Genomic DNA, 17,130 nt, shown 5'->3' on the forward strand with positions numbered 1-17,130 from the left:
GCCATTCGGCGGTATGTGAAGTGTGTCACGACAGACTGGAGACCCGGGCCGCAGATCCGCTGATGGCCCGCCGAGAGATCAGGAGCACGGATGCCGATCGTCGCCGACGCCAAGGAGCTGCAGGGGACCTTGCAAGGTTCAGGCACCAGCTGCACCAGGAGCCGGAAATCGGCCTTGACCTTCCGCGGACCCAGGAGAAGGTGCTGAAGGCGCTGGACGGGCTGCCCTACGAGATCACGCCCGGTGAGAGCACGACGTCGGTCACGGCAGTCCTGCGCGGCGGCGCACCGCACGCTTCGTCCGCGAAGCCGGCGGTCCTGCTCCGCGCGGACATGGACGCCCTTCCGGTGCAGGAAAAGACCGGCGCCGCATTCACCTCGAGGATCGACGGCGCCATGCACGCCTGCGGCCACGACCTCCACACGGCCATGCTGGCGGGAGCCGCCACACTGCTGGCCGAGCGCCGGCACGATCTGGCCGGCGACGTCGTGCTGATGTTCCAGCCGGGCGAGGAAGGATTCGACGGCGCGGGCCACATGATCCGTGAAGGCGTCCTCGATGCCGCCGGGCGCCGGGTGGACGCTGCCTACGGCATGCACGTATTCTCCGCCCTTGAGCCCTACGGAAAATTCTGCACCCGGCCCGGCGTCATGATGAGCGCCTCCGACGGGCTGTTCATCACGGTGCTCGGCGCCGGCGGACACGGTTCGGCGCCGCATTCGGCCAAGGATCCCGTGACCGCGGCGGCCGAGATGGTCACCGCGCTGCAGGTGATGATCACCCGGCAGTTCAACGTGTTCGACCCCGTGGTGCTGTCAGTGGGCGTCCTGCAGGCCGGAACCAAGCGGAACATCATCCCCGAAACAGCCCGGATCGAAGCCACCGTGCGCACGTTCTCCGAAGAATCCCGGGAGAAGATGATGACTTCCATTCCCGTCCTGCTGAAAGGTATCGCCGCGGCCCACGGCCTGGAAGTGGATGTGGAATACCGGGCCGAGTACCCGCTGAGTGTCACCGACGTAGATGAAACCAACACCGCAGAGAACGTGATCCACGGGCTGTTCGGCGAAGGGCGGCACACCCGCTTCGCCACCCCGCTGAGCGGCTCGGAAGACTTCTCCCGCGTTATGAACGAGGTGCCGTCCACTTTTGTCGGCCTCAGTGCCGTTCCGCCCGGCGCCGACCACACTGCCGCAGCGTTCAACCACTCCCCTATGCCACGTTCGACGACGGCGTCCTCGCCGACGGCGCCGCGCTCTACGCCGAACTGGCCCTCTCCCGCATCGCCACCCTGGCCGCCCGGTCCTGAGAACCCTGGAGAACACCATGACAACCACCGTCAGCCCGCAGCGAGCGGCCCGCACCGCCACCAGGAAGACCATCATCGGCACCGGCATCGGCAACGCCGTCGAATGGTACGACTGGGCCATCTACGCCACCTTTACGCCCTTTATCGCCAGCCAGCTGTTCAGCAAGGCAGACCCGGCCTCCGCGGTGCTGTCCACCCTGGCGATCTTCGCCGTCGGCTTTGTGGCCCGCCCTTTCGGCGGCTTCCTCTTCGGCTGGATCGGGGACCGGATCGGCCGCAAGGCGTCCATGACCTTCGCCGTGGGCCTGGCTTCCCTGGGCAGCCTGATGATCGGCATCGCCCCCACCTTCGCGGCCGTCGGAGCCTGGGCATCGCTCATGCTGCTGGTGGCCCGGCTGGTACAGGGCTTGGCGCACGGCGGCGAGCTGCCGTCGTCGCAGACCTATCTTTCCGAGATGGCGCCGCGGGAACACCGCGGGTTCTGGGCCACGCTGATCTACACGTCCGGCACCGTGGGCATCCTCTTCGGAACCCTCCTGGGCGCTGTTCTGAACATGGCGCTGAGCACGGAAGTGATGAATGCCTGGGGCTGGCGGATCCCGTTCCTGATCGGTGCCGCCATGGGCCTTTACGCCCTGATCATGCGGTCGAAACTGCACGAGACGGACGTGTTCGAAGGCGAGACCAGCACGGAAAAGCGGGCACCCATCTGGCCGCAGATCGTGCGCCACCGCAAGCAGGCGCTGCAGGTGATCGGCCTGACCGTGGGCCTGACGGTGATCTACTACATCTGGGGCGTGGTGGCACCCAGCTACGCCACCACGGCACTGAAGATCGACCGCGGCGAAGCCCTCTGGGCCGGCGTGGTCGGCAACGTCGTCTTCATTGCCGCCCTGCCGTTCTGGGGCAAGCTGTCCGACCGGATCGGCCGCAAGAAGGTCCTCTGGGCCGGCGCCATCGGAGCGGCCGTGATGCACTTCCCCATGACCTGGCTGCTGAAGGATTCCGCGTGGCAGTTGGCCGTGGGCATGTCGGTGATGCTCATCTTCATCGCCGCCAGCGCCGCGATCGTGCCCGCCGTCTACGCTGAGCTGTTCCCCACCAGCATCCGCACCGTGGGCGTCGGCGTCCCCTACTCCATCTGCGTGGCCCTGTTCGGTGGAACGGCGCCGTACCTCCAGCAATGGCTCGGGACCACGCTCCAGCTGCCCAGCCTGTTCAATATCTATGCCGTGGTGCTGCTGCTCATCAGTGCGGCGTTCATCTTCACCATCCCCGAAACCAAGGGGAAGGACCTGCGCAGCTAGTGTTGCTTCGCGGGTGAATCGGCGAAGGCCGGGCGGCTTTGCCGCCCGGCCTTCGTTGTGGTGGGTCCTCACGCCGCCCGAGGCAGCGCAGGCCAGCCGCATAGCCGGAGCGTGGGGGCGGTGTCTTCTAGTTGCGGTGGTGGTCGATGAGCCAGCCGGCCATCTGCTGCGCCCGCCTGGACGCCAGGAAGTCCCCTTCGGGGCCGAGATCCGTCCCGGGCCAATGCGTCGAACATGCCGAGCAACTGGTCTGCCGGGTGGGTGGCGAACGGTCCCGCCGCCTGCTTCAAGGCTGCAGCCCAGCCGCTGCCCAGGTCATCGACATAGGCCAGGACCAAGTCATCCCTAGTGGCGAAGTGCTTGTAGAAGGTCGCCTTGGCCACGCCAGCCTCGGAGATTATGCGGTTGATGCCGACCTGGTACAGGCCTTCCGCTGCGAACAGTTCCGACGCAGTCTTGAGGATACGGTCGTTGACATCCCCCTTCCGGTTCGGGTTATCCATGGTGCACATCCTCGGCAGACGACGCACGGACAGATCCCGCCGGGTCGACAAGTTATGTGCGTGGATTGACGTTTGTTGGGTACGCCCGTTTCTTTTGGCAAAACGAATGAAATACCCACTTCCACTGTACGCCCGGCTACCGGAACGAAGGCGGGCTGCGCGCTAAGGTCGCGCGGGGCCGCGGTGCGGGCCACCTGGATCATTGGTATTGCTCCGGAATCAATGGTTGCCCGGAACCATTGACTGCCCGGGGAGCCATGCGCCCAACACGGCCAGCGCACTAAACCAGGTAGTTGCCTGCCGTTTCCGGCCCGCACCGTCGGGGTCTGACTATTTTCCAACGGCCCCGTTTGTCTTGGCCAGACCGGACTGTCTTGACCAGGCCGGGTCTGCGGAGTGAGGCCGAGCAGCGGCAACAGCAGGCGGCCCGTTGAACAGTCAAGGGCGCCTTCGCGGGCCGCCGCCCTCACCCAGGCAGTGCGTCGTGCGCGCGCATCCCTGAGACAAGACCACCTGTTCTAGCGGTTGTACCCGCGGGCCCTGCCGCAATGGTCCGATAGATTCCGGTATGGTCCAGGTCGCCGTCGCCCTCATGGATCATGCGGGCGAACACACTCCGGATCCGGGAAGAGAGCGGCAGGTTCAGGCCGCATTCCTCCGCAATCGCCGCTATGAAGTTCAGGTCCTTGAGCTGGTTTTTCGCCGAGCCGCCGCCTTCGAAGTCCCTATCAATCCAGCGTCGTCCCTTCTGACGCAGCACCTCTGAGTTGGCCAGTCCGCCGGAGAGGACGGACTGTACTTTTTCGAGATCCAACCCGGTGGTCGCGGCGAGGGCCATCGCCTCGGCCAGGGCCGTTACCGTGGCGGCGACGACAATCTGGTTGCAGGCCTTCACGGTTGATCCCGCACCTGTCTCGCCGAACCGGACAACCGTCGAGCTGTAGAGCCTGAAGAGCGGTGTCAGGCGTTCCACGACGCCGGGAGGGCCGCCGACCATGGTGCTTAGCCGTCCCTCCTCCGCACCGATGGTTCCGCCGCTGAGGGGGCGTCAATGACAGTGACTCCCCAGTTGCGGCGGCAGGCGTCGGCGAACTCAACGACCGCCACTGGGGACACGGTGCCGTGGATGACAAGGATTGGATGGTCTATTCCGGCAGCCTTCCATCCTTTCAAAAGGCCGTCATCACCGTGCAGGAGGGCTTCGACCTGCGGCAGGTCCGGCAATACGGTCAGCACGATCTCGCGTGCGGCGTCGGCCGGGGAGACCGCGACGGCGCCCCCTTCAATGGCCTGCGCCTTTGCTGGGGTGCGGTTCCAAAGGGTCAGTGGAATTCGGTTGGCGAGGATGTTTCGTGCGATCGGCGCCCCCATCGGTCCAGTGCCCATGAGTGCCACGGACAGTGGGATGCCGGGCACCTTCTGCTCAAATGTCGGAGTTGTCATGCCGTTTAGAAAGGGATCAGTCCGGCGAGGGCGGGAAGGAAGGTGCTGAACCACGGGACGGCGGCCAGCACGAGGAGCCCGAGGAACACGGCGATGAGGTAGGGCCAGAAGTGTTTGAGGCTCTTCTCGACGGTTTCGTGCGCGGTTGCACAGGCGACGTAGAAGCCCACACCTGCCGGTGGTGCGAACGAGCCGATACCCATGGAAATGATCAGCACCATGGCGTATTGCACGGGGTTGACGCCGAAGTCGACGGCGATCGGCAAGAGCAGGGGCGCGAAGATCAGTACCGCCGGAAGGCCTTCCAGTAGCTGGCCCATGATGATCAGCAGGACGACCGTGAACAGCATAAAGAGCAGCGGTGAGTCGCCCAGTCCTGACATGAGGTCGTGGATCTGCTGGGACACACCTGCGAGGGCGAGGGTCTGGGCAAGCGGGGACGCGGCAGCGATGATGAATAGGACCATTCCCGCCGTCGTCGTCGTTTCCCGCAGGGTGTCCCCAAGCAGGCGCTTGCTGCCGCGTCGGTAGGCGGCGGCAAGGATGAAGGCGTAGGCGACGGCCACGGACGACACTTCGGTGGGTGTGGCGAAGCCGCTCAGGATGCCCACCACCATGCCCACAGGAAGCAGAAGAGTCGGTATTGCGAAGAAGGTTGCCGACCCGCGAGCACGCCAGCTGGACTTGGGACTAGCGACGCCCCCTTGTTTGCGGGCTCGGAAGAAGACGAGCGCCATGACAACCAGGGCAAGGAATGCAGCGGGGACGAATCCGGCCAGGAACAGCGTGGTGGTGGAGATGGTGGTGATGGATCCGAGGATCAGGAGCACGATGCTCGGCGGGATGGTTTCGCCCATGATGGCCGAGGCCGACAGGACCGCGACGACCTCGCCGCGGGGGTACTTGCGCTCTTCGAGCATGCCGCGCATCGTCGTGCCCACTGCTGCGACGTCGGCCACCTTGGAGCCGGAGATGCCGGAGAAGATGTACATGGTCACGACGACCACCTGGAGCAGGCCCCCGCGCAGGTGCCCGATCAGCGCGTCGACGAGCTTGGCCAGCGGGAGGGTCAGGCCGGCGGAGTTCATGACCGTGCCGGCAAGGATAAAGAACGGGATGGCCAGAAGGACGAAGCCTTTAGCCCCGGAAGCCATTCCGATGGGGATGGCGCTGACCTCGGAAATGCCGCCGAGATAAAGGTAGATCCCGGATGCCAGTGCCAGAACGAATGCGATGGGCAGGCCCAGGAACAGCAGCATGAACAACAGCAGAAGGACGACGCCGAGAAGGACGTTGGGCGTGGCGTAGTAGAAAAGCGGTTGGGCCAAAAGGACGAGAACAATCAGTGCGGCCGCGATGCCCGCCGCAGTGAGCGCCGGGCGACGCTCCTGGCGCCAGAGCTTGAGGAGTGCGAACCAGGCGATCAGCACCATGCCGACGGAAAAGGGCAGTGAGACCCAGAAGACGGGGAGCTGCAGGATCGGGGTCTTTTCCTCCATCTGCTGGACAAGGGTGGGAACGAACAGCGCAAATGCCCCTGCGCTCATGACGAAGACCAGCCAGTCGACCAGGGCGGCCAGGTAAGGCTTCCATGCAGCCGGGAGGCGCATGATGAGGGCCTGGACGGACATGTGCGCACCCTTGGGGTACGCGATGGCGCCGCCCATGAACGCGATGGTCAGCAGCGCGATTTCGGAGACCTCCTGGGTCCAGAGCACGGAATCGCCGGTGACGACCCTGACCATGATGTTCAGCAGGATGACGACAAGCTCCGCGAGGATGGCAGCGCCCACGACCCATTCGAGCGTTTTGTCGAGCCACAGGGCGCCGCTCCAACGCGGGGGACATGGCCGTGGTGGAGGATCTCTTCCGCATCCGAGGGGAGGACCTCCTCGAGTTCCTCTGGCGTAGTGATGTTTTTCATGGGCTTCCAGACTGTCGACATTGAGAGTGGGGGCTTTTCCTTACGGGTGGCCCGGGGAGCAGTCGGCTCCCCGGGCCGGCGACGGCTACTTGGTGGTGGTGAAAGCGATGGCCTGATCGAAGAAGTCCTTGCCGATCAGCTGGGAGAAGACCGGGTAAAGGCTCTTGGAAGCCGCTTTGAATTCCTCCAGGCCGGAGGCGCTGAGTTCGTTTGATTTCATGCCCTTGGCGGTGAGTTCCTCGAGCTGCTTCTTGGACTGCTCGGCGTCGTAAGCTGTTTTAAAGGTGGCGGTTTCCTCAGAGGCGTCCGTGAGGGCCTTCTTTTGGTCATCGGTGAGGGTGTCCCACTTTTTTGAGGAAAGTGCTAGTACCCAGGCGTCGTTGATGTGGTTGGTCATCGAAATGTACTTCTGGACTTCGGAGAACTTGTTGGTCCATGGCACTTCAATAGGGTTTTCCTGGCCGTTGATCGTTCCGGTCTGCAAGCCGGTGAACACCTCAGAGAACGCCATGGTGGTGGGGCTGGCGCCCAGCTTGCCGAAGTAGTCGGTCCACAACGGGTTGCCGGGGACCCGGATCTTCAGTCCCTTCAGATCCGAGGGCTGCTCGATCGGGCGAACTGAGTTCGTAATCTCCCGCCCGGTCCGGGTGAGGAAGGAAAGCGCGACGGTGTCTTTGGCGGCGAGCTTCTCCTTCAGCGCCTGGCCCGGCTTTCCTGCCAGGAACGCCGCTTCCTCGGTGGTGTCTTTGAAGAGGAACGGAATGCTGATGGCGTTCATTTCAGGTACGACGGCGGCATACACGGACGTCGAGAGGATGAGTGCATCGAGGGATCCGCCCTGCAGGCGTGTCACAGCCGCGTTCTGGTCTCCGCTGAAGCTCGTTCCGTTGGGAACTACGGTGACAGTCACGGACCCGTTGGATGTTTTCTTGACCTGGTCGGCGAAATGCTGGGCCGAGACGCCGACGGAGGACGTGAGTGGGTCAGGGATCGAGAGCTGGATCTTGGCTACCGGTGCTCCAGCCCCGCCGGGGGCCCCGGAGGCGCATCCGGCGAGGACTGAGGCTGCGAGGGTGCAGGCCAGCACTCCGGTGAGGGCGCGCGTCTTGGATTTCATGTGATGCCTTTCTTCATTGGAAGGAGTCTTGGTCCGGAAGCGTGAACCACGTCGGCTGAAGTTCATTGCCGCGCCCGGTTTGGTGCGGGGAGCGTCAGACGTTGAGGGCGGATTCCGCCACGAGCGCTTCGGTTTCCCGGCGAACCTCCAAGGCCTGGGACAGGGAATCGTCCATGATGACATCGCCCCAGCCGACAACCCCGCCCTTGGTTACGTCGTTCCGCAGCTTCACGTGGTGGGCCAAAGCAACCGGGAGCGCGCCCGTGGCGACGGAGTGCCTGGCCGAAACCAGCTGGCCCCAGACCGTGTACCCGCCTTCGCCGTCGAGGAATTCACCGGCTTTGAGGTCCTTCTTCGCTGTCGCTACAACGTCGCCGAAGAACCCGATCGGCGAACCCGTGGCGATCCCGCGGAGAGCCGCGTTGGCGATGGACATATTCAGCTCAAGGCCCACGTAGTGGTAGGGGCGGTATAGCGCGGCGTACTGGCCGGTGGGGTCCGGGTGCCACGGGTACTCAGTAAAGCAGCCGGAAACGTAGTCGTTCGTGGCCTTCACCACGACGAACACGCCCTCCTGGGTGTTGTGGGGGATCCAGGTGCCGTCGCGGTTGACGCTGGACATGACGTCGACGCTGCCTTCGTGGGCGAGGACTCCCCCGACGTCCGCCGGACGGCAGATGGTGGCGATCTCCTCGACATCCCCCGGCGTAAACGTCAGTCCGCTGTCGGAAGGTACCAGTCCGGCGCCGTTGGCAACGGCGGCCATCTCGATGGAGGCCTTGGTGCCGTCACGGAAGGAGGTGTGCATGTTCGGGTTCAGCTGCCCGGAATCGGTGAGTTCCTGGGAGAACTCCCAGTTCTCCCAGACGTTGTCCGGGTTCATCTCGTGATAGTGGTCAAGGAACTTTGCGCCCTTGCCGGCACAGACAACGTCGAAGCCGCTGGTGCGCGCCCAGTCGACAAGTTCCATGATGAGGGCCGGCTGGTCGCCGTAGGCCATGGAGTAGACCACACCGGCGGCTTCCGCGCGCCTGGCCAGGGCAGGACCGGCCAGGGCGTCTGCTTCCACGGTGACCATGATGATGTGCTTCTTCGTCTCAATGGCACGCAGTGCGTGCTTCACGCCGACGATCGGGTTGCCCGTCGCTTCGACAATGACGTCGATGTCTACGTCAAACAGCTCGTCCGCGTTGGCAACTATCGTCGTGGAGCGGTCGCTGAGGGCGGTGGCGATGTCCGGGGCGATCTGGCTCTTCGGCCATCCGACCAGTTCGAATGCACCTTCGGCGCGCTTGACGTTGATGTCGGCGATCGCGACCACGTGGATGCCCGGGATGTTGTTTGCCTGGGCCAGGTACATGGTGCCGTAGCGGCCAGCTCCGATGAGTCCGACCCGAATTGGGCGGCCCTCTCGCTCGCGGTCGCTAAGAAGCTTGTGGAGGTTCATGGGGATCTCTCTGGTTGACGTTTCGCGCCGGAGAGGAGCTCTCCACCTGACTGGCGGAGCAACTTCTTCGTCGCAAATTGGAATTTTAGGACCGGAGTGGAATCGGTTCCACTTTTGTACCAGTCGGTGATAGGCTGTGTCAACAGTCACACCGGAGCGCAATCGTGGGTTTCCCAGGTACGCATCCCAGTCCGTGCTGATCGCCTGGCGGGACCGGACCCTCAACGAGGAGAAGAAGTGAAAAAGGCACCAACTATTCGCGATGTCGCGTCGGCGGCCGGAGTCTCGGTCTCCGTCGTGTCCCGGGTCCTGAACCCGGACTCGGGCCCGGTCGCACCGGCCAAGCGCGAAACGGTGCTTCGCGTGATCGGAGAACTCGGGTACCGGCCACGTGCCGCCGCCCGCGAGCTCAGCGCCGGCCACGCACTTACTGTTGGACTCGTGGTTGCGGACCTGGCCAACCCCTTCTTCGCCCAGCTTGCCGACCGCGTGGTATGGGAAGCCCGCAGCCACGGGGTGCAGGTGGTGGTCATGACCACCCAGGAGGATCCCCACCTTGAGGCCGACTCCCTGGACACCCTGCTGGACCGCTCGGTGGGCGGCGTCATTGCGACCCCGACCGGCGGGAACATCGAGAAGTGGGAGCGGCTGCGGGACCTGGGCGTACACGTCGTGTTCGTCGATCGCACCATCCCTGAACTTGAGGACGTGGACGTCGTCAGCATCGAGAACTCAGACTCGGCCCGACGTGCCACCGAGCACCTCATCGCACTCGGCCACAGCCGCATCGGCCTCATCACCGGCCCCACAAGCACGTCAACCGGCCGGGCGCGGATCGAGGGCTACCGAACCGCCCACGAAAACGCCGCGCTCGCGGTGGACCCCATGCTGATCCGGGATGTACCGTTCCGCGGAGACGGCGGCGGCGACGCCGTCGGGTCCCTCCTGGCACTTCCGGACAGTCCCACGGGAATCATCGTGGCGAACACCGCCCAGGTGCAAAGCTCTGTCCGGCGCCTCGTCCAGGTCGGCGTGCGGATACCCGAAGAACTGTCAGTCATCGTCTTCGACGACAACCCGTGGACCGAACTGACAAACCCGCCGCTCAGCATTATCCGCCAACCGATCGACATGCTAGCGGTCCATTCCCTGGAATTGGTCCTCGGCCGGATGCAGGGCCGGCTCCCGGCCGGCGCCCGAACCATCGAGGTCAAGGCGGACTTCGTTCCGCGCAACAGCACCGCCCCCTCATACGCTCCGCCGTAAGTTAGGAAACCCCATGCCCGTCATCGTTACCGCCGTGTTCACGCCGAAAGAAGGCGCCTTCGACGACGTCGTCGCGGCCCTCTCCCCCGCCATCACCGAGGTTCACGAGGAACCAGGCTGCCTGCTCTATGCCATCCACGAGCACCCGAACGGCCAGATCCTGATGGTGGAAAAATGGGAAACGGCGGAACTGCTCGACTCCCACGGCGAAGGCGATGCGGTCAAACGCCTGAACGCCGCACTCGAAGGACTCCTGGAGGAGGCGGTGGAAGTGACCCGCCTGGCGCCGATCCCGGCGGGGACGCAGCACCAAGGCACGCTCTAGCCAAAAGCGACAAAGCCCGCGGGCTGAGTTACCGCCGTCGTCCGATCCGGCGGGAACTCAGCTCCCCCCAGACACAGACCTTCTCCACCACGGAACCGCGACGGCGGCCGTTACGTTCGGTGACGGCCCTGTTACGTTTCGGGCGCCCCGGACTGCCGGTTTGGGCCCCTGGATGACGCTTCGAGTCACCCCGTTACCGCCGATGAACGCAGGCGACGCGGCGCATTGTTTACGCCGGATGCCGGAGCGTAATCTCAGTCCAAGCGCTGGGACCGGGGCACCGGACAAGCTCCACAAGAGCAACAGGCCCAGCAACTGGCCCACGACGAAGGGCTGCACAAGACTGCCGCCGCGAGCCTTCGTCCCCTCGACTGCTGTCCGGCGGCGGCCCCTTGCGGGGCTGCCCCACTCTTGAAGGAATCCCCATGTCATCGCATCAGAACCCTGAAGGATCCACCCGCATCGTTGCGGGCCAAACCTCCCAACCAAAGCGCAAACGCGCCCTCGGCATCGGTGTCGCCGCAGGCCTCGTAGCCCTGATCGCCGGCGGCGCGGCAGTGGCATCGAATCTCAACCGCGGCACCGAAGCGCAGCCTGCTGCCCCTGCCGGGACGCCTGCCGCGGAGCTGAAGCTTGGCTACTTCGGCAACGTCACCCACGCCCCTGCCCTGGTCGGGGTGAAGGAGGGCTTCATCGCGAAGAACCTCGGGGAGACGAAGCTGAGCACGCAGGTGTTCAACGCCGGCCCGGCAGCGATCGAGGCGCTGAACGCGGGCGCTATCGACGCCACGTACATCGGCCCGAGCCCGGCCATCAACTCGTTCGTGAAGAGCCAGGGCGAGTCCGTCAGCATTATCGCCGGTGCTGCCGCGGGCGGGGCGCAGCTGGTGGTCAAGCCGGAGATCGGTTCCGCGGCGGATCTGAAGGGCAAGACCCTCGCCTCGCCGCAGCTGGGCGGGACCCAGGATGTGGCGCTGCGGGCCTGGCTGGCCGGGCAGGGCTACAAGACCAACACCGACGGCAGCGGCGACGTGGCGATCAACCCGACTGAGAACGCGCAGACGCTCAAGCTGTTCCAGGACGGCAAGCTCGACGGTGCGTGGCTGCCCGAGCCCTGGGCGTCCCGGCTGGTGCTGCAGGCCGGCGCGAAGGTCCTGGTGGACGAGAAGGACCTCTGGGACGGCTCCCTGACGGGCAAGCCGGGCGAGTTCCCCACCACCATCCTGATCGTGAACAGGAAGTTCGCCGCCGAACACCCGGACACCGTCAAGGCACTGCTGAAGGGCCACGCCGAATCCGTCAAATGGCTCAACTCCGCTGCCGCGGACGAGAAGTCCACGGTCATCAACGCCGCCCTGAAGGAAGCCTCGGGCGCCGAACTGAAGCCGGACGTCATTGAGCGGTCACTTACGAACATCGTCTTCACCGTGGATCCGCTGGCCGGAAGCTACAAGAAGCTGCTCGAGGACGGAGTGAAGGCCGGCACCACCAAGCAGGCCGACATCAACGGCATCTTCGACCTCACCGCCCTGAACAGCGTCACCGGTGCGACCGGCGGCGACAAGGTCAGCGCTGCGGGGCTTGGCAAGGACTAGTCACTCAAGGACCGAACCTCGGAACTGAACAAGCACACCAAAACACACCAAGAACAGGGGCACCTGCCGGCATTTCCCGGCAGGTGCCCCTGGCGTTCCCGTGGCTTCGCCCGCGGCAGCGCTCAGTACTCGACCTTTTCGGTCCGTCCGCTGTGCAGGGACCGGGTGGCTGCCTCGGCGATGGCCTGCGCCTTGAGCCCGTCCTCCAGCGACGGGGTCGGGGCCGCGCCGTCCTCCAGGGCGGCTACAAAATGCGAGAGTGCTGCTGCGTAGGTGGGCTGAACCCGTTCAAACCAGCCGGGGTGCAGGCCGTCGTCGATGACCTGCCCCGCCCCGTAGCGGGACACGGCACCGGTGCGGCGGCGCTGCGTCTCGGCCATCCCCCCGGAGCCGAACACCTCGATGCGCTCGTCGTAGCCATAACTGGTGCGCCGGATGCTGTCGATCTGCACGAGCGCCCCGGTGGGGAGGCGGAGCGTCACGGCGGAGGTGTCGACGTCGTCGTATTCGGCCAGACTCGGTTCCGCCAGGGCGGAGCCGACGGCGGACACCTCCACCGGATCCAGTCCGGTCAGCCAGCGGACCAGGTCGAAGAAGTGCACCGTCTGGTCCCGCATCTGGCCGCCGGACGCGGCGATGTAGGACAGCGGCGGCACCGCCGGTCCGCGAGTGGACATCTGGAGGAGTTCGACGTCGCCCACCTCCCCGGCGTCGATGATCCGTTTGAGTTCGACGTAGTCACGGTCGAAGCGGCGGTTGAAGTCGACCATCACCGGAACGCCCCGCCCTGCCGCGTGGGCAGCGGCCTCGCGGGCCCGCCGGAGGTTCAGGTCGATCGGCTTTTCGCACACGACCGCCAGGCCGGCGTCGGCGGCGCGGACAAGATGCTGGGCGTGGGTGTCGGTAGAGGAGGCAATGAACACGGCATCGACGTGCCGGGGATCGAATACCTCGTCCAGGTCGCCGACGGCCTGAGTTCCGTGCGTTTCTGCGAGAGCCTTGGCCCGATCATGGTCGATGTCATAGATGCGGGAGAACTCGACGCCCTGGTGTGCGGCAAGGTTGGCGGCGTGGACGGAGCCGATGAACCCGGCTCCCAGGAGGGCGAAGCGCTGCATGTCAGATTCCTGCTTTCTGCGTTGATACGAACGGCTGGAGTGAGGCGCCGGGCTGGATGGATGCCACGGGGGAGACCCAGGCGGAGTCCTGGTGGTGCGAAGCGGCCACAGCCTCGACAAAACGGACTCCGATAAGCCCGTCGATGCCGGTGGGGATGGTCAGTTCGCGTGCCGGGGACGGGGTGCCGTCGCGGCGGGCACGCAGGATGTCCGCCAGGTCGCGGTAGAAGTTCGCAAAGGCCTCGAGGAACCCCTCCGGATGCCCAAGCCCCACCCTGGTGAGGCGGGTGGCGTCTTCGGAGAGCGTGCCCTGGCCGTGGGTGAGGACCGTGGTGGCGCCGTCCAGGTCCTGGACCGTGAGGTGGTGCGGGTCCTCTTGCTGCCATTCCAGGCTGCCCTTGTCGCCAAACACCCTGATGCGCAGGCCATGGTTATGTCCGGTGGCGGCCATGCTTGCCCACAGCCGGGCGGGCACTGCCCCGCCCAGTTCCAGCTCCACGGTGGCGTGGTCGAAGACGCGGCGCCCCGGCACCAGGGTGCCCAGCCGGCCGGACACGCGGTCCGCGTCCAGCCCCGTGACGTAGCGCAGCAGGTGATACGCGTGGGTACCGAGGTCCCCCACAACGCTTGGGAACCCGGCAATATCCGGATCGGTGCGCCAGCGCGCCTGCTTGTGTCCCTCCTGTTCGAGCGGCGTGGCCGCCCAGCCGGAGGCGTGCTCGACGTCGACAAACGTCACCCGGCCCAGCTCGCCGTCGCGGACCATCCGGGCCGCGTGCCGCACCATCGCGTAGGCGGAGTAGCAGTGCGGGACCGCCAGGAACACTCCCTTGTCGGCGGCGAGGCGCACCAGTTCGGCAGCGGTTTCCGAGTCCTGGGTCAGCGGCTTCTCGCACACCACCGAAATGCCGCCCTCGAGGAAGGTGCGGGCAATGTCAAAGTGGCTGTCGTTGGGAGTGGCCACCACCACGACGTCGGCGCCGTCGGGCCGGGTGGCCTCCGCCGCAGCCATTTCCGCGTAGTCCCGGTAGGCCCGGCCCTTGTCGATTCCCAGCACGGCGGCCACGGCGAGGGAGCGTTCCCGGTCGCGGCCGAAGACACCGGACGTTAGCTCGAACTGGTCGTCCAGCCGCATCGCATAGCGGTGGGTCTTGCCGATGTCCGCCCCCGCTCCCCCTCCGACCATTCCTGCGACCAGCCGGCGTGTGCGCGGTTCACTCATGACAGTTCCTTCGGTTTTGGACAACTATTGGACCGGTCCATAATGAAGGTGAAATGACGCGTTAGTCAACCCCTTATGCTGAGGTTGGACCGAGAGGAGAAGCAGCATGGACAGTTCGCCCGCCGTCGGTGACCAGCCGCGCCGTCCCACTATCCGGGACGTTGCCGAGCTTGCCGGAGTCTCCAAATCGCTTGTGTCTTTGGTGCTGGGCGGTTCCGCCAGCGTGAGCCCCAGCCGCCGCCAGGCTGTGCAGGACGCGGTGGCCGAGCTCGGCTACCGGCCCAACCAGCTGGCCCGGGGACTCTCGAGCCCGCGCAGCGGAACCATCGGTGTGCTGCTCAACGACCTGCGCAACCCTTGGTTTGTGGAACTGCTCGAGGGGCTGACTGCCTCGCTGCATTCGGCCGGGGTCTCTCCGGTCCTGGTCGACTCGTACACGGACCACCGGGTGGGCCGGAATTCGGTGGAGACACTGCTCGAACAGCGCATTGACGGGATCGTCGTCGTCGGCACCACCACGGAAACCGCCGCGCTCGAGGCAGCGGTCAGGACGGTCCCCGTGGTCCTCGCCGGCACGCGCGAGCCCGACCTGGACAGGACCGACGTCGTGGTCAACGACGACGAGGCCGGTGCCCGCCAGGCCACGGAGCACCTGATTTCGCTGGGCCACCGGCGCATCGCCCACCTTGAGGGGCCGGGCCGGATCGCCGAGCTGCGGCGGGAAGGCTATGAATCCTCCATGCGCGCCGCAGGGCTGGAGCCGCTGGTGGTGGCAGGCGGCATGAGCGAGGAGAGCGGGTACGACGCCACCAAGCGGCTGCTGGCCCGGCAGGAGCGCCCCACCGCCATCTTCGCCTTCAACGACATCGCCTGCATCGGCGCGTTGTCAGCAGCTGACGACCGCGGCCTCAGCGTCCCCGACGACCTCTCCCTGGTGGGGTACGACAACACTTACCTCGCCAAGATCCGGCACCTCTCGCTGACGTCGGTGGACAACGGCAACATCGCCGTCGGCCTGCAGGCCGGCAAGTTCATCCTGGAACGGCGGGAACGCCCGGACCTGCCGCAGCGGCTGCACCTGATCCCCACCCAGCTCGTCGTCCGGGGGTCCACCGGGCACGCGCCGCCGTCGAACGTCAACCGCCGATGAAGCGGTTCCGTCCGGCCCGGTAGCCGAACACGGCGGCGAGCGCCCCGACCGCCAGGAACAGCACGCCCGCGGGGACAAATGAGCCGGTGGCCTGGTGTAGCTGCCCCACCATGAGCGTGCCCGTGGAACCGACGCCGTAGCCCACGCCCTGCATCATGCCGGACAGGTGCGCGGCAGTGTGCCCGTCCCGGGTGCGCAGCATGATCATGGTCAGCGCCACCGCGGTCAGGCTTCCCTGCCCGAGACCCAGCAGCCCGGTCCACACCCAGATGAAGTCCAGCGGCCCGAAAATGCTCAGCGCGAACCCGCCGCCGGTCATCAGCGCCACCACCGTGTTGATGGTCCGCTGGTCGCGGAACCGCGCGGCCAACGCCGGCGCGAACAGCGAGCCGAGCATCTGCAGCACGATGGACGCGGACACGATCAGGCCGGCCGTTCCGCCGTCCACTCCGCGCTCCCGCAGGATGGGCGCCAGCCAGGCGAAGACGCTGAAGGACATCATGGCCTGCAGCACCATGAAGATGGTCACCTGCCAGGCGACCGCCGAGCGCCACACGTTGACGCCGTCGGCCACGGCTTGGTGCCGCGGATGCCGCTGCCGGATGGCCAGCGGAAGGAACAGGAAAAGTACGACGGCGGCGGGGAGCGCCCAGAACCACAGCGCCGCCGTCCACTCCCCCGATGCGGCGAACACCGGGTAGGTGAACCCTGCGCCCAGGGCGGCCGAGGCGCAGATGGCGGTGGTGTACAGCCCGCCCATCAGCCCCAGCCGGTGCGGGAAGTCGCGCTTCACCAGCCCAGGCAGCAGCACGTTGCAGAGGGCAATGGCGGCGCCGCAGGCCGCTGTTCCGACAAGGAGCGCGGGCAGGTGGCCGGCACCGGGAAGGTCGACCGGGCGGAGCAGCAGCCCCGCGGCAAGGACAGCCATGGCTCCGAGCAGCACGCGTTCGGCGCCGAAACGCCGGGCGAGGATCGGCGCCAGCGGAGCGAAAACGCCCAGCAGGGTGACCGGCACGGTGGTGAGGACCACCACCGCCCAGCCCGGCAGCCCGGCGTCGGACCGTAGTTCCGGCAGCACCGCGGCGAAACTGGAGAATACCGTGCGAAGGTTCAGCCCGATCAGCACCAGGCACACGCCGAGGTAGACCAGCGCGCGCGGGCCGCTGATGCGGGTGGGTTCGGCGGCAGGCACCTCATCGATTTCAGCGTCCACCAGCGTGCCGGAAGTATCGTTCCGGACGCGGCCGGGGGCCTTGGCTTTCGCGGCGGTGGTTGTGGCTTCGTTGCTGGCTTGGTTCCTGGCTTCGGTCACCGGCCCATTCTCGCAGGAGTTATCCACATAGCGACGATTCCCAGCTGCGGCCTGGGCATCGCAGCCGTCAGGGGTTCCGCGCCCCGATCGAA

13 protein-coding genes and 2 pseudogenes are annotated in these 17,130 nt (G+C 66.0%); 6 read left to right on the forward strand and 9 right to left on the reverse strand.

The window, feature by feature from the left end; translation table 11 throughout:
* Positions 1-90: 90 nt before the first annotated feature.
* Together FCN77_RS23785 and FCN77_RS23790 are read left to right on the forward strand one after the other, a co-directional pair.
* Positions 91-1,309: pseudogene (locus FCN77_RS23785) on the forward strand (M20 family metallopeptidase).
* A 17-nt stretch (positions 1,310-1,326) separates the two neighbouring features.
* Entirely contained in the window at positions 1,327-2,616 is a 1,290-nt protein-coding gene (locus tag FCN77_RS23790; RefSeq protein ID WP_137324269.1) for an MFS transporter, read from the forward strand.
* A 68-nt stretch (positions 2,617-2,684) separates the two neighbouring features.
* Here FCN77_RS23790 and FCN77_RS23795 read toward each other — a convergent pair whose 3' ends face one another.
* The 6 genes and pseudogenes from FCN77_RS23795 to FCN77_RS23815 form a co-directional block, all read right to left on the reverse strand.
* Positions 2,685-3,119 (reverse strand): TetR/AcrR family transcriptional regulator, encoded by a 435-nt coding sequence (locus FCN77_RS23795; RefSeq protein WP_254678725.1) that lies wholly within the window; start codon positions 3,117-3,119, stop codon positions 2,685-2,687.
* A gap of 466 nt (positions 3,120-3,585) precedes the next feature.
* Complete coding sequence (locus FCN77_RS27230) at positions 3,586-4,116, reverse strand: NAD(P)-dependent oxidoreductase (RefSeq protein ID WP_254678726.1); 531 nt, start codon at positions 4,114-4,116, stop codon at positions 3,586-3,588.
* Positions 4,105-4,562: pseudogene (locus FCN77_RS27235) on the reverse strand (NAD(P)-dependent oxidoreductase); the annotation flags it as partial. The gene FCN77_RS27230 and the pseudogene FCN77_RS27235, both read right to left, overlap by 12 nt.
* Before the next feature lie 5 nt (positions 4,563-4,567).
* Positions 4,568-6,355: a TRAP transporter large permease subunit gene (locus tag FCN77_RS23805; RefSeq protein ID WP_254678728.1), complete on the reverse strand. Its 1,788-nt coding sequence runs from the start codon at positions 6,353-6,355 to the stop codon at positions 4,568-4,570.
* A gap of 216 nt (positions 6,356-6,571) precedes the next feature.
* On the reverse strand, positions 6,572-7,603 hold the full coding sequence (locus tag FCN77_RS23810) for a DctP family TRAP transporter solute-binding subunit (protein WP_137324271.1): 1,032 nt from the start codon (positions 7,601-7,603) through the stop codon (positions 6,572-6,574).
* Positions 7,604-7,697: 94 nt separating this feature from the next.
* On the reverse strand, positions 7,698-9,050 hold the full coding sequence (locus FCN77_RS23815; RefSeq protein ID WP_137324272.1) for an NAD(P)H-dependent oxidoreductase: 1,353 nt from the start codon (positions 9,048-9,050) through the stop codon (positions 7,698-7,700).
* A 237-nt stretch (positions 9,051-9,287) separates the two neighbouring features.
* Here FCN77_RS23815 and FCN77_RS23820 point away from each other — a divergent pair, with 237 nt between their 5' ends.
* The 3 genes from FCN77_RS23820 to FCN77_RS23830 all read left to right on the forward strand — a co-directional run bounded on the left by FCN77_RS23820 (position 9,288) and on the right by FCN77_RS23830 (position 12,236).
* Entirely contained in the window at positions 9,288-10,316 is a 1,029-nt protein-coding gene (locus FCN77_RS23820) for a LacI family DNA-binding transcriptional regulator (RefSeq protein ID WP_137324273.1), read from the forward strand.
* A 13-nt stretch (positions 10,317-10,329) separates the two neighbouring features.
* Positions 10,330-10,641: a putative quinol monooxygenase gene (locus FCN77_RS23825; protein WP_137324274.1), complete on the forward strand. Its 312-nt coding sequence runs from the start codon at positions 10,330-10,332 to the stop codon at positions 10,639-10,641.
* Between the two features lie 425 nt (positions 10,642-11,066).
* Positions 11,067-12,236 (forward strand): ABC transporter substrate-binding protein, encoded by a 1,170-nt coding sequence (locus tag FCN77_RS23830; RefSeq protein ID WP_137324275.1) that lies wholly within the window; start codon positions 11,067-11,069, stop codon positions 12,234-12,236.
* A gap of 122 nt (positions 12,237-12,358) precedes the next feature.
* On the opposite strand, the gene FCN77_RS23835 is transcribed toward FCN77_RS23830, so the two are convergent.
* Positions 12,359-13,354, reverse strand: a complete 996-nt coding sequence (locus tag FCN77_RS23835; RefSeq protein WP_137324276.1) for a Gfo/Idh/MocA family oxidoreductase — start codon at positions 13,352-13,354, stop codon at positions 12,359-12,361.
* Between the two features lies 1 nt (position 13,355).
* Positions 13,356-14,576 carry a Gfo/Idh/MocA family protein gene (locus FCN77_RS23840; RefSeq protein WP_137324277.1) on the reverse strand — a complete coding sequence of 407 codons (1,221 nt, stop codon included), beginning with the start codon at positions 14,574-14,576 and terminating at the stop codon, positions 13,356-13,358.
* A 106-nt stretch (positions 14,577-14,682) separates the two neighbouring features.
* Between FCN77_RS23840 and FCN77_RS23845 the strand changes: the two genes are divergently transcribed.
* Positions 14,683-15,726, forward strand: a complete 1,044-nt coding sequence (locus FCN77_RS23845) for a LacI family DNA-binding transcriptional regulator (protein ID WP_137324278.1) — start codon at positions 14,683-14,685, stop codon at positions 15,724-15,726.
* Here FCN77_RS23845 and FCN77_RS23850 read toward each other — a convergent pair.
* Positions 15,713-16,942 carry an MFS transporter gene (locus FCN77_RS23850; RefSeq protein WP_137324937.1) on the reverse strand — a complete coding sequence of 410 codons (1,230 nt, stop codon included), beginning with the start codon at positions 16,940-16,942 and terminating at the stop codon, positions 15,713-15,715. The two genes, FCN77_RS23845 and FCN77_RS23850, sit on opposite strands and share 14 nt — an antisense overlap.
* Between the last annotated feature and the right edge of the window lie 188 nt (positions 16,943-17,130).

Origin of the sequence: Arthrobacter sp. 24S4-2, from assembly GCF_005280255.1 — a bacterium.
In the GTDB taxonomy this organism is placed as follows: Bacteria; Actinomycetota; Actinomycetes; order Actinomycetales; family Micrococcaceae; genus Arthrobacter.

Coding starts and splice junctions, on each gene's coding strand:
- FCN77_RS23790 (WP_137324269.1), top strand. CDS start 1,327: ATGACAACCACCGTCAGCCCGCAGCGAGCGGCCCGCACCGCCACCAGG.
- FCN77_RS23795 (WP_254678725.1), bottom strand. CDS start 3,119: ATGGATAACCCGAACCGGAAGGGGGATGTCAACGACCGTATCCTCAAG.
- FCN77_RS27230 (WP_254678726.1), bottom strand. CDS start 4,116: ATGGTCGGCGGCCCTCCCGGCGTCGTGGAACGCCTGACACCGCTCTTC.
- FCN77_RS23810 (WP_137324271.1), bottom strand. CDS start 7,603: ATGAAATCCAAGACGCGCGCCCTCACCGGAGTGCTGGCCTGCACCCTC.
- FCN77_RS23815 (WP_137324272.1), bottom strand. CDS start 9,050: ATGAACCTCCACAAGCTTCTTAGCGACCGCGAGCGAGAGGGCCGCCCA.
- FCN77_RS23825 (WP_137324274.1), top strand. CDS start 10,330: ATGCCCGTCATCGTTACCGCCGTGTTCACGCCGAAAGAAGGCGCCTTC.
- FCN77_RS23830 (WP_137324275.1), top strand. CDS start 11,067: ATGTCATCGCATCAGAACCCTGAAGGATCCACCCGCATCGTTGCGGGC.
- FCN77_RS23835 (WP_137324276.1), bottom strand. CDS start 13,354: ATGCAGCGCTTCGCCCTCCTGGGAGCCGGGTTCATCGGCTCCGTCCAC.
- FCN77_RS23840 (WP_137324277.1), bottom strand. CDS start 14,576: ATGAGTGAACCGCGCACACGCCGGCTGGTCGCAGGAATGGTCGGAGGG.
- FCN77_RS23845 (WP_137324278.1), top strand. CDS start 14,683: ATGGACAGTTCGCCCGCCGTCGGTGACCAGCCGCGCCGTCCCACTATC.